15 protein-coding genes are annotated in these 12,395 nt (G+C 55.3%); all 15 read left to right on the forward strand.

Features of this window, described 5'->3' with window-relative positions; translation table 11 throughout:
- Window positions 1-667, forward strand: a 667-nt coding sequence (locus BN871_RS11095) for a helicase-related protein (protein ID WP_048745993.1), incomplete at its 5' end; no start/stop codon positions are given.
- Window positions 664-1,617 (forward strand): ComF family protein, encoded by a 954-nt coding sequence (locus BN871_RS11100; protein ID WP_021881528.1) that lies wholly within the window; start codon window positions 664-666, stop codon window positions 1,615-1,617. The genes BN871_RS11095 and BN871_RS11100, both read left to right, overlap by 4 nt.
- A 245-nt stretch (window positions 1,618-1,862) precedes the next feature.
- The gene (locus BN871_RS11105) at window positions 1,863-2,276 is read left to right on the forward strand and encodes a TIGR03826 family flagellar region protein (protein ID WP_048745994.1); all 414 of its coding nucleotides are present in this window, start codon (window positions 1,863-1,865) and stop codon (window positions 2,274-2,276) included.
- A gap of 144 nt (window positions 2,277-2,420) precedes the next feature.
- A complete protein-coding gene (gene flgM, locus BN871_RS11110) occupies window positions 2,421-2,690 on the forward strand; it encodes a flagellar biosynthesis anti-sigma factor FlgM (protein WP_021881530.1) in 270 nt (89 codons plus the stop codon).
- A 13-nt stretch (window positions 2,691-2,703) separates the two neighbouring features.
- The gene (locus BN871_RS11115; RefSeq protein WP_048745995.1) at window positions 2,704-3,201 is read left to right on the forward strand and encodes a flagellar protein FlgN; all 498 of its coding nucleotides are present in this window, start codon (window positions 2,704-2,706) and stop codon (window positions 3,199-3,201) included.
- Between the two features lie 15 nt (window positions 3,202-3,216).
- Window positions 3,217-4,758 (forward strand): flagellar hook-associated protein FlgK, encoded by a 1,542-nt coding sequence (flgK, locus tag BN871_RS11120; RefSeq protein WP_021881532.1) that lies wholly within the window; start codon window positions 3,217-3,219, stop codon window positions 4,756-4,758.
- Window positions 4,759-4,778: 20 nt separating this feature from the next.
- Window positions 4,779-5,687 (forward strand): flagellar hook-associated protein FlgL, encoded by a 909-nt coding sequence (gene flgL, locus BN871_RS11125; protein WP_021881533.1) that lies wholly within the window; start codon window positions 4,779-4,781, stop codon window positions 5,685-5,687.
- Window position 5,688: 1 nt separating this feature from the next.
- On the forward strand, window positions 5,689-6,261 hold the full coding sequence (locus tag BN871_RS11130) for a DUF6470 family protein (protein ID WP_021881534.1): 573 nt from the start codon (window positions 5,689-5,691) through the stop codon (window positions 6,259-6,261).
- Between the two features lie 324 nt (window positions 6,262-6,585).
- Window positions 6,586-7,038 (forward strand): flagellar assembly protein FliW, encoded by a 453-nt coding sequence (fliW, locus tag BN871_RS11135; protein ID WP_048745997.1) that lies wholly within the window; start codon window positions 6,586-6,588, stop codon window positions 7,036-7,038.
- The gene (gene csrA, locus BN871_RS11140; protein ID WP_048745999.1) at window positions 7,038-7,283 is read left to right on the forward strand and encodes a carbon storage regulator CsrA; all 246 of its coding nucleotides are present in this window, start codon (window positions 7,038-7,040) and stop codon (window positions 7,281-7,283) included. The genes fliW and csrA overlap by 1 nt, the downstream gene beginning before the upstream one ends.
- Before the next feature lie 116 nt (window positions 7,284-7,399).
- Window positions 7,400-8,167 (forward strand): flagellin, encoded by a 768-nt coding sequence (locus BN871_RS11145; RefSeq protein WP_048746000.1) that lies wholly within the window; start codon window positions 7,400-7,402, stop codon window positions 8,165-8,167.
- A 304-nt stretch (window positions 8,168-8,471) separates the two neighbouring features.
- Complete coding sequence (locus BN871_RS11150; RefSeq protein WP_048746001.1) at window positions 8,472-9,239, forward strand: flagellin; 768 nt, start codon at window positions 8,472-8,474, stop codon at window positions 9,237-9,239.
- Window positions 9,240-9,348: 109 nt separating this feature from the next.
- Window positions 9,349-10,401 carry a glycosyltransferase family 2 protein gene (locus tag BN871_RS11155; protein WP_048746003.1) on the forward strand — a complete coding sequence of 351 codons (1,053 nt, stop codon included), beginning with the start codon at window positions 9,349-9,351 and terminating at the stop codon, window positions 10,399-10,401.
- A 66-nt stretch (window positions 10,402-10,467) separates the two neighbouring features.
- Entirely contained in the window at window positions 10,468-10,857 is a 390-nt protein-coding gene (locus BN871_RS11160) for a flagellar protein FlaG (RefSeq protein WP_232312974.1), read from the forward strand.
- Window positions 10,858-10,884: 27 nt separating this feature from the next.
- The coding region (fliD, locus tag BN871_RS11165) for a flagellar filament capping protein FliD (RefSeq protein WP_048746004.1) at window positions 10,885-12,395 on the forward strand (1,511 nt) is incomplete at its 3' end.

A 12,395-nucleotide genomic window follows, 5' to 3' on the forward strand; every position in this document is an offset into this window, starting at 1 on the left:
GGGGGCGCCGGTCATCCTGCTGACGGCGACTCCCGGCAGGAATCTGCGGCGGCTCGCCCGAAGCGGCCGGCTGCCGCATGCCAAAGTACCGGTCCGCTACCATGGCCATGCGCTGCCGGTTCCCCAGCGTCTCGCCTGCCCGCCGGCAGCGCGTCTGATCGAAGCGGGGAGCCTCCCCCGCAGCCTGGCGAAGGCGATCCGGATTTCTCTGGCGAGGGATGCCCAGATTTTCGTATTCGTCAGCCGAATCCGGCAGGTGGAGCCCTTGGCTGCCCGTCTGGCCGCCTGGTTTCCCGGCACGGAGGTGGCGGGCACCCATTCCCAAGATCCCGAACGCGGTGACAAGGTGCTGCGCTTCCGCGAACGTGGCATCCGGCTGCTGGTCACCACGACTATTCTCGAGAGGGGAGTGACGGTTCCTAAGAGCGACGTTTTCGTCCTGGACGCCAATGACCGCATTTTCGGAGAAGCATCGCTGGTGCAGATCGCAGGCAGAGCGGGCAGATCGTCGGATGACCCCGGAGGAAGGGTATACTTCGCGGCGCCGGAATACACGGGATCTCAGGCGGGCGCTATCCGTCAAATCCATGCCATGAACCGGCTGGCCGGCGGCGGAGCGCTCGGAGGGCCCGACTCGGCCTGCCAGCCGGAGCGGGGGGGCCGATGATGATGGCCAAGCACGACCGTCCCGCGGCCGGGACCGCAGGGAGAACAGGTCCATTCCTGCCGGGAGGAGAGAAGCCGTCCTTTTCAGCCCCGCTGCTGCGCCGTCTTCTGGACCTTCTCTCGCCGGCACCGGCGCGCTGCATCATGTGCGGCAAGCCATACCGGCCGGGAGTCCCCAATTCCCAGGGCATCTATGCGACGAGCTCCCTGCCTCCGGATGCATTTCCGAGAGGCTGGCAGGATTCCCTATGCCGGCCATGCAAGGCAGGCATTCCCTGGATCCGAAAGACGGCCTGTCCGGTGTGCGGACGCCCGGAACAGTGCGGGGATTGCCGGAGACGGACTAACGGGGGGCTGCTCCGCAACCGGAGCTCCGTCCGCTATGATTCTTTCATGAAGGAGCTTCTCGCGAGATATAAATACAAAGGAGACGAGGCGCTGCTCCCCCTGCTCGGCGCCATGCTGCTGCCCGCTTATGAGCAGCTGGCCTCGGATACCCTCGGTATGAGGGCGGGCCAAGGCCTCTCACGCCCGGCATTTGATTTGATTGCGTATGTGCCGGTCAGCCCGGAACGTCTGCGCGAGCGGGGGTTCAATCAGGCGGAGCGGCTGGCGCATCGGCTCGGCATGCATGTCGGCTTGCCCGTAGCAGACCTGCTCCGGCGCCGGGAGGAACGTGGGAAGATGAGCTCCAAATCCCGGAGCGAGCGACTGCAAGCTTCCGAGTCCTTGTTCTCTGCCTCAGCGGAAGCGGAGACGCTTCTGCAGGCAGCCGCTCTAAACCGAGCTTCGTACCCGGGCGCTTCGCCCTCTTCCGTCGCGCCGCTGAGCCTTCTCATCGTGGATGATATTTATACGACGGGAGGGACGCTGGACGGCTGCGCCAACGCGCTGCATGCAGCTTCGCCTGTGCCGCTCGATATCCGTTCCCTTGCTTGGGCGCGGGCTTGAGAGCGTCCTATTTCTTTTCTTGTGCAATCGCTCCCCGCCCTCAAGAGGCGGCGGAGCTGTTTGGCATGTCTTCAGCGTCTGCCTGCGGAACGTTCCCAGGTCTTTTCGGCCTCTGCATTCTCTATACAAGGGTTCCTCATGCAATTCCCAATACATTCCTGCCATCCTGGACTCCAATGTGACGCTCTCTCCGCCGATAATAGAACTACACAGTCTGGTATCATGAAAGGGGCTTGGCCCATCCGATGAACAATCTCGACAATTGCCCGCGCTGCGGCAGGCTGTTCGCCAAAAACTTCCGCGATGTCTGCCCTCAGTGCATTCGGGAAATCGATCGCGAATACGAGCTCTGCTCCGACTATCTCCGCAAGAACCGGGGCACGGCCATCAACGAGCTGTCCGACATGACCGGCGTCAGCATCCGGCAGATCACGAAGTTCATCAAGGAAGGCCGTATTTCGCTAATCGATTCTCCTAATTTGAGTTATCCATGCGAATCCTGCGGAATTTTGATCCGCGAAGACCATATGTGCGAGTCCTGCCGGGCCCGCCTCAAGAACGACGTGCGTCGAATGAAGTCGGCTGAAGAGGAAGCGCTCCGCAGCACATCGGCCTTAAGGGCCTATCAGAGCAAGAATATAGGCAAAGATCGTACTTGAGTACGGGATGAAATTCTTGTTTATACGATAAATATAGGACTTGACAATTAGTCCGACCGCTCTATTCAGAAAGCTTTTGGGCAGGCCGATAATACGTGTAGAAGCCAAGGCCGATCAGAAAGCCCAATAACGAGGTGAATGGCAATGAAAATAAATGAAACCGGCAGGATCCTTCCTGTCAGCGCTTATCAGAAGACAGGCGCCGAGAACCGGGTGCAGGAAAGCGCCCGTCCCCGCAAGACCGACCAAGTGGAAATTTCCGAGGAGGCCAAGGAAATGCTAGCCAGCCGCCAGCCGGAAAGCGCCGAGCGCAAGCAGCGCATCCAGGAGCTGAAGAACGAAGTGGCTTCCGGCAATTACCGCGTAGACGCCCGCAAGATTGCCGACAAGCTATGGGATCATTTGAATTCTTGAGGAGCGAAGCATCATGCCGATAGAAGCGATTATCGATACGCTGGAGCAGCAGGATGCTCTTTATTCTCAGATGATCGAGCTCGCCGACCAAAAGACCCCCGCGCTCGTAAAGGGGGATCTGGATGCCCTGAATGCGCTCCTGATGAAAGAACGCAAGCTGGTGAAAGCGGCCGGCGAGCTGGAGGAGCGCAGGACGACGCAGGTGAACATCCATTTTTCCAAGCTGCAGCTCCGGCTTCGCAGCGGCAAGCTCGCCGACCTGATCCGGACGGTCAGCCAGCCGGAGGACAAGCAGAAGCTGACGGAGATCCAGCAGGAGCTGAGCGGCAAGCTGGAGCGGCTGAGAATGAAGAATGAGCATAACCAGCAGCTTTTGCGGCAGTCGCTTGAATTCATCGAGTTTTCCCTTGAGCTTGCCAGCGACCAGCCTCACGACGACTATACCTATATCCATCCGCAGGCAGGCCCGGGCGGTTACGCCAAGGCAGGCATGTTCGACAGAAAAGGCTAGAGGAGGACAGCCCTAATGGCTTCCACTTTTCACGGAATCGAAACGGCCAAGAGAAGCCTGTTCACGCAGCAGACGGCTCTCAACACGGTAGGCCACAACATATCCAACGCCAATACGGCAGGTTATACGCGCCAGCGCGTGAACATGTCGGCGGCGACGCCGATGGAGCCGTTCGGATTCTTTCATTCGACCGCTGCCGGACAGCTCGGCACCGGTGTCGAGGCTTCCACGATCACCCGTCTGCGCACGAGCTTCCTGGATGATCAATTCCGGGGCGAAACCCAGGCCCAGGGCAGCTGGCAGATCCAGGCGGAGACGCTGGACAAGCTGGAGAAGATCGTCAACGAACCGTCCGACACGGGACTGCGTACTCTGGTCGAGAAGTTCTGGTCCTCCTGGTCCGATCTCAGCAAGGATCCGGGCAACATCACGAATCGCCAGATCGTCAAGCAAAATGCGATCGCGCTGACCGACTCGTTCAACCAGCTGAGCAAGCAGCTGACCGATCTCAGCGGGGATCTGACGAACAGCGCGGATACGAAGGCCCAGCAGGCGACTTCCATCCTGTCCTCGATCGCAGATTTGAACGGCCAGATCAAGCGCATGGAAGGCATGGGCGACCAAGCCAACGACCTGCGGGACAAGCGGGATCTGCTCACCGACCAGCTCTCCAAGCTGGTCAACGTCAACGTGACCGAGACGGCCGATGGGTATTCCATCGCCATGGGCGGCGCCAACCTCGTTGCGGGAACCGTCAGCTCGGTGCTTACCGGAGCGGGGCTGGAGGCTTCCTATCAAGCGGGCGATCTCCAGGGCGGCGAGATTTTCGGCACGTTCAAGGCGCGCGACGCCAACGTCAAAGGGCTGCAGACGCAGCTGGACGTTTTGGCGAATACGCTGGCCAACGGGGAATTCCAGGTCACCGTACCGAAGGGCTCCGTCCTGCCGGGAACGACCGTCCCTCTGGCGGACGATACGGTCATGACCGTCAAAGGAATCAACGGCTTGCACAAGCTGGGGTATACGCTGGAGGATCCTGCGACGGCAGGGCTTGATTTCTTTACCTTCGATACGGCCGGCGGAGCGACAGGCATTACGGCAGCCAGCATCAGGCTGAATCCCGCCATCAATTCCGATCCGAACAAGATCGCCAGCTCCATGCGCACTTCCACGGACGCGGCTGGCGTCACCACCGTCGTCAAAGGCAACAATACGCTGGCGCTGCTGATGGGCGAGGCCAAGGACAAGGCGTTCACGATCGATCTGACCTCTTCCGGAGGCTCCGTATCCTCGGCGACGGTCGGCAGCTATTACAATTCCATTGTCGGCCTGCTCGGCGTCCAATCCCAGGAAGCGCAGAGGAAGTACAGCAATTCAACGGCGATGGTCGATCAGGCGGACAGCAGCAGGCAATCCGTCAGCGGCGTTTCCACCGATGAGGAAATGTCGGACATGATCAAATTCCAAAATGCATACAACGCAGCCGCCCGCTTCATGACCGCGATGGACGAGCTGCTCGAGAAGCTGATCAACGGCACCGGACAGGTCGGCCGCTGACGTTAAGGAGATGAACGGTTATGGCGCTTAGAGTGACCCAGGGCATGATGCATGCCCAGCTGATGAGCAACCTGAACACGAACCTGAGCAAAATGTCTACGCAGCAGGACCAGATTTCCACCGGCCGCAAAATCAACAAGGCTTCCGACGATCCCAACGGAATCACCTACGGGCTTCGCTACCGCAGCGATCTGGCGGGCAATGCCCAGTATCAGAGCAATGTCGCCTCCGCCCAATCCTGGCTGGACTTCAACGACACCCAGCTCGATCAGGCGACGCAGATTCTGCAGCGCGTGACCAGTCTTGCCACCCAGGCATCGACAGGGACGAACACGCAAGACTCGCTCGACGCCATCAACAAGGAAATCGCCGAGCTCAAAAACCAGATGACGGATATCGCCAACAGCAGCTTCAACGGCAAATACGTCTTCGCCGGCCAGCGCTTCGATCAAAAGCCTTTCCCGGCCGGAGCGGACGCCAAGGGAATCGCCGCCGACGGCGGAGACGTGACCTATGCGATCAGCGAATCGATCACGCTCAACGTGAACCTGAAAGCCTCCGACGTATTTGGAGCCGCAGACGCAGCCGGCACGACGGACAACGTCTTTTCCGTTTTCGACCGTCTTTCAGCCGCGCTTTCGACCTCGAACTACGGCGCCATCGGCGGCGAGCTCGATACCATCAAAACCCGGATGAACAAAATCATTTCGGCACGCGCGGAGAACGGCGCCCGGACGAATCGGGCGGAGCTGATGGACAACCGGCTGAAGGATATGAACATCAGCCTGACGGCCCTCCAGTCCAAAACCGAGGATGCCGACGTCGAGAAGCTGTTCCTGGATTCCACCGTCAGCCAGAACGTGTATCAGGCTTCCCTGTCGGTCGGCGCCAAGATCATCATGCCTTCTCTCGTCAACTTCCTGAACTAGGATGCGGCTGCCGCAGATCCAAATCCAGCAGCAGCCGATCAAGCTCGATATCCAGAGCCAGCGCGCGCAGGTCGATATCCGGCAGCGGAGAGCAGACGTCCAGATCGAGACGTCCAGGCCTCCGATGGAAGCTCAATCCTATCGGCCTGTGCTCAGCATCGACCAGACGGACACCTGGAACGCCATTACCGGCGGCAAGCCGGAGGCGTTCACGCAGCGCATCTATTCCCAGTCGGGCCAATATGCTCAGCAGCATTTGATTCGGACGATTCAGAAGTGGCGGCAGGTATCGGACTTATCCGCTAAGGAGAACCCGATTCCGGATATGGCGGCTGCGGAAGCATTCCGGGAGAGAAGCCCTCTTCCGGTGTACGGAGAGGCGTCCATCTTCAACACCCGGATTCAGATCGACGTCAGGCCGCCGGATATCGAAATCCAGCCTTGGAAGGTCAACATCGACGTCCAGACGCATAAGCCTGAAGTGGACTACCAGCCTGCCAAGGTGAACGTTACGGTGGCTCAATATCCGACGGTCACCATCATTCCTCCCCCGCAAGTGGAGCTGATGGCTTGAAGCTTGGCTGGACGAGTTAAAAGGACTTCGGGCACTCTGACCCAATTAACCTTTGCCAACGATTGCAAAAGAGCGATAAAATCGGAATAACGATTTTGTTGCTCTTTCTTTTTCTTGATGATTAACTTCTAATCTTTAATCTTCTTGTCTTGTTATTGATCTTTGATCCCTGATTAATAATCTCTTAATCTCTGATAATTTTGCTTTCTGATCTTGGATTTCTGATCTTGCTTTCTGATCTTGGCTTTCTGATCTTGATCTTTTAGAACTTCTTTTCCTCTTCTTCTTTTCCACAGATTAAGCCGACTATTGGGAGTGATTGAAATGCTGATAGAAACGACCCGTTTCGGGCAATTGGAGTTCCGGGATCACGAGGTGTATACATTCCCTCATGGCATTCCAGGTTTCGAAAACTATAAAAGCTTTACATTGATCGATGTGGAGGACAGCCCGTTCTACTATTTGCAATCCATCGAGGAAGGCAGCCTTGCTTTCGTCGCGGTCGATCCCTTTTCCTTTTATCCGGATTACGAGTTCAATCTTCCCGAGCAGACGGAGCAGGAGCTGGCAATCTCAGTTATTGAGGATGTTCGAGTGCTGAATATTGTTAGTATTCAAGGTTCGCTGGAAAAGGCCACGATCAACCTGGTGGCTCCCGTAATTTTGAACGCAGCTGCCCGCAAGGGAGTTCAGATCATTTTGGAGGGGACGGGGTATACGACAAGACATGGTCTGCAAGCTCCCGTCACAACCGCTGGAACGGAGGGAGAAGCCTGATGCTCGTACTCAGCCGCAAAAAGGGCGAGTCGATTCTGATCGGCCATGACATCGAGCTCAGCGTCCTGGAAGTGACCGCCGACGGGATCCGGCTCGGCATCTCCGCCCCCAAGGACGTCACGATCCTAAGGAAAGAGCTCTATGTCGCGATTGAAGATTCCAACCGCGAATCCGTTCAGCGCTCCGTTTCTATGGATGACTTGAAAGATCAGATTCAAGCGTTGAATTTATCTAGAAAGCTATAAACAATGACGCTTTCCTCCCCGATATATTCTTTAGAGCAGTTAAAGGGCGGCCGACCTGATAACTGCTTTACCACAAGGATGTGGGATATTCTTTATACTCAGGGAGGAATTGAATCATGATTATCAACCACAATATTTCCGCAGTCAACACGCACCGCAACATGGGCCTGAACCAAACGGCTGCCAGCAAAAACATGGAGAAGCTCTCCTCCGGCCTGCGCATCAACCGCGCTGCCGACGACGCTGCCGGCCTTTCCATTTCCGAGAACATGCGCGGCCAGATCCGCGGCCTCGAGCAAGCTCAGCGCAACACGCAAGACGGCATCTCCTTCGTGCAAACGGCTGAGGGCGCTCTGAACGAAGTATCCGCCATGCTGACGCGCATGAAGGAACTGAACATCCAAAAAGACAACGGCACGTACCAAACCGCTGACAAGGACAACATCGGCGAAGAAATGACGGCTCTGTCTTCCCAAATCAGCAACATCCTGACGAACACGACGTTCAACGGCAAGAGCATTACTGCCGGCGCCGGCATCGTTACGGATGACAAAGGCACGCTGATTACCATTGCCTCCGTGACGACGACCAGCTTCAGCGGTCTGACTTCCGGTTCCTCGCTTGCGAGCATCAACGATGCTATCTCCGCGGTAGCAACGGAACGCGGCAAGCTGGGTGCGGTTCAAAACCGTCTGGAATACACGTCCAACAACTTGGGCACGACGACGGAAAACCTGACGGCTTCCGAGTCCCGCATCCGCGATACGGACATGGCGAAGGAAATGGTTGCTCTCACGAAGAACAACATCCTCCTTCAAGCTTCGCAATCGATGCTGGCTCAGGCCAACTCGGCTCCGCAAGGCGTACTGTCCCTGCTTCGTTAATCTTTTCTTATCTTACAGCCTTATCCGAGGACCTTGGATTTCATCCAAGGTCCTCCTTTTGTTTTTATAGAGGAATAGTGGTCAAGAACGGGTACGCTGGGCCCTGTCTGAAAAGCATTCATTCAACCGCACAATGAAAGATTTGAAAAATCAGATTCAAGCGTTGATTTTATCAAAAAAAGCTATAAACTATGACGCTTTCCTCCCCGATATATTCTTTAGAGCAGTTAAAGGGCGGCCGACCTGATAACTGCTTCACCACAAGGATGTGGGATATTCTTTATACTCAGGGAGGAAATGAATCATGATTATCAACCACAATATTTCCGCAGTCAACACGCACCGCAACATGGGCCTGAACCAAACGGCTGCCAGCAAAAACATGGAGAAACTCTCCTCCGGCCTGCGCATCAACCGCGCTGCCGACGACGCTGCCGGCCTTTCCATTTCCGAGAACATGCGCGGCCAGATCCGCGGCCTCGAGCAAGCTCAACGCAATACGCAAGACGGCATCTCCTTCGTGCAAACGGCTGAGGGCGCTCTGAACGAAGTTTCCGCCATGCTGACGCGCATGAAGGAACTGAAGATCCAAAAAGACAACGGCACGTACCAAACCGCCGACACGGCTAACATTGGCGAGGAAATGACGGCTCTGTCTTCCCAAATCAGCAACATCCTGACGAACACGACGTTCAACGGCAAGAGCATCACTGTCGGCGCCGGCATCGTTACGGATGACAAAGGCACGCTGATTACCATTGCCTCCATTGTGACGACCAGCTTTGGAGCACTGACTTCCGCTTCCACGCTGACGAACATCAACGATGCTATCTCCGCAGTAGCAACGGAACGCGGCAAGCTGGGTGCGGTTCAAAACCGTCTGGAATACACGTCCAACAACTTGGGCACGACGACGGAAAACCTGACGGCTTCCGAGTCCCGCATCCGCGATACGGACATGGCGAAGGAAATGGTTGCTCTCACGAAGAACAACATCCTCCTTCAAGCTTCGCAATCGATGCTGGCTCAAGCCAACTCGGCTCCGCAAGGCGTACTGTCCCTGCTCCGTTAATCTTTCCTTATCCAACCGCATTACCCGAGGACCTTGGATTTCATCTAAGGTCCTTTTATTTTTATAGAGCGAGGAATGGAATGGCATGGAGAAGCGATTGGCATTGGTTATGATCGTCAAGAACGGGGAGGCAACGCTGGGCCGCTGTCTGGAAAGCATTCGCTCTCATGTCGATGAGATCATTATCGTAGATACCGGCTCGACGGACCGAACCAAGCAGATCGCGCAGGTCTTCGGAGCGAAGGTTTTCAATTTCCATTGGAGAGACCATTTTGCGGAAGCCCGGAACTACGCGCTGGCTCGGTCGTCTGCCGAATGGAATTTGATTCTGGATGCGGATGAGTACGTGATATCTGCAGATTGGGAAGAGATCAGATTATTCATGGAGAATAACGGACAGATAGGGCGCATCCGAATCGACAGCGATTTCGTGAATGGCGAAGGGGATAACAGCCAAGCCGGCGGCTGGGTGTCCAGACTGCTTCCCGGAGACGTTCGATATGCCGGCAGAATTCATGAGCAGGCCCAATCCGATGCGCCCCGCCGCAACATTCCTCTTCTCGTAAACCATGACGGATACAAAGGGGCGGATAAATCGACAAGAAACATCCCCCTGCTGCTCATGGAATATGAATCGGAGGGAACAAGCAAATCCTATTATGCTTATCAATTGGGCAAGGAGTATTACGGCATCAAAAATTATGCTGAGGCATCCCGATATTTGGAGGAGTCTCTGGGACGGCTTCATGGCCGGGAACCATATGCTCCAAATGTAGTCGTGCATTACTTGTACGCCCTTATAGGTCTTGGAGACTTGGACCGGGGAATGGAATTGGTCAATCAGTCCCATGAATACACGAGCCGATTTCCCGATTATTACTTTGCATGCGGAATTTTTTATATGGACTACATTATGGCGGAGCCTTCCACTCGTGCGCACCTGCTGCCCAAAATCGAACATTCCTACTTGACGGCAATAGCCATAGGCGACAGCGATCGTTATGACAGCGTCAAGGGGACAGGTACGGATGCGGCGCAGTTCAACCTGGGCTTATATTATGAATTGTCGGGACAAGCCGACAAAGCTGCGGAGGCCTACCGCGAGAGCGCCCGTCATGGCAATAAAAAGGCGCAAGCGAGACTCGATGGCCTGAGCCAGTGAAAACTCTCACAACTTCTTGCGATTAAACCGATAAAAACTATAGTCAAACAATCGGAGGGAACGTCGATGTCCATGAACGTATCCAATCTTTCGTCCATGAACACCAAGCAGCTGTCATCGCTTCCGGCCATGCCGGCAGAGGCTGCAAGACCCGGAATCAGCAAGACCCAAGTCATTAATACGACAGACGCGCTCAGGCTCGCAGAGCTTAGAGGCGCCCACCCGAGCATCTCGGACGAGCAGAAGATCAAGGCGGTGGACCGGGCCATCAAAGCGATGGAGGGTCCTCACACGACCGTGGAATTTTCTGTCCACAAGGAAACGAATGCCATCATGATCAAAGTCATCAATAAAGAAACGAATGAGATTATCCGGGAAGTTCCTCCCGAAAAAACATTGGACGTCGCGGCCAAGCTGATGGAAGTAGCCGGACTGTTGGTCGACCACCGAATCTAAACCTAGCCGTCAAAGGGGGAATCAATCATGACCAGCATGCGCATATCCGGATTCAATTCCGGACTTGATATTGATGCGATGGTAAAGCAGATGATGAAGGCGGAGCGAGCCAAGCTCGACAAGCTCAAGCAAAGCCAGACGTCTATTACATGGCAGCAGGAGCAGTACAGGGATATCAGCACCTCTCTGGTGGATTTCCGAAACAATAAGCTCTCCAAGTACAATACGCTGAATTCTCTCAGCGCCAAAGTCTCCGAGGTGACCGGCAATACAGCTGCCGTGTCCGTAACGTCCACCAGCAGCGGAGCTTCCGGCTCCTTAAGCGTAACGGTTCAAAACCTGGCGACCTCTGCTTCTCTTTTGGGGCAGACAGGGGCGGCTTCCGTCAAGGCGGATACGAAAATGAGCGATCTGAATGATTCCGGTTCCACTAGCAATGAAATCAGCATCACTTCGGGCGGGAAAGAGTATAAATTCACTTTTCAGCCGGATGAGCTCGTCAGCGATGTCGTGGCTCGAATCAATTCCAATAAAGAATTGAATGCGACGCTCATGATCGGATCCGGAGGGGAGCTGTCCATCCGGAGCAATGCGACCGGCAAAAACGAGCTGACTATCGATGCGCCAAGCATATTGAAAAAAGACGGTATTCTCAAGCCTTCAAATGGCTTGGACGCAACCTACACGGTTAACGGCATCTCCATGAAATCAGCGAGCAACTATGTCAGCGTAAACGGGTTCAACCTTCAACTGAAGGCGGAGACGGGAAGCGCCGGTGCGAGCACCGTGTCCTCGAAGCTGGACACCGACTCCATCGTCAATACGATCAAGTCATTCATAAGCGACTACAACTCGCTGCTCGATCAGGTCAATACCAAGCTAAATGAACAACGGTACCGGACTTATTCCCCTCTGACAGAGGAGCAAAAGGCGGACATGAAAGAGAGCGAAGTCACTCTCTGGGAATCCAAAGCCAAGAGCGGCTTGCTCAAAAACGATTCCATCCTGAGTTCCATGGTTACGGATATGAGAACCGCGCTTGTATCTACCGTAACGACCGGAACGGGCGACGATGCCATTAAAACGGTTCAATCCCTCGGCATCGTGACGGGACAATGGTCAGAGTACGGCAAGCTCAAAATTCAAGACGAGCAGCAGCTTAGAGCCGCAATCGAAAAAAATCCGGAGCAGGTCATAGCTTTGTTTACCAGCAAGGATCCCAGTCCTTTGCCGGATACCGATCCCAACAGGCTGTCCAAATCCGTCGATCCCAAATGGGGGATTTTCGAACGGTTGAGCAGCACGGTGATGAAATCTCTCCAGCAGTTGACGGAAAAGGCGGGAACCTCGTCATACAGCACGGACAAAAATGGAACCTTCATGGCCAATTCGATGCTGGGCGAACAGCTTCGGACTCTCGATACCCGAATCAGCGATATGAACCGATTGCTGACGAATAAGGAAAACCGATATTACAAACAATTTACCGCGATGGAAACGGCGATCAACCGCTATAGTTCCCAGTCGGGAGCCTTTGG

The organism is Paenibacillus sp. P22 (assembly GCF_000469945.2).
Classification (GTDB): domain Bacteria; phylum Bacillota; class Bacilli; order Paenibacillales; family Paenibacillaceae; genus Paenibacillus_O; species Paenibacillus_O humicus.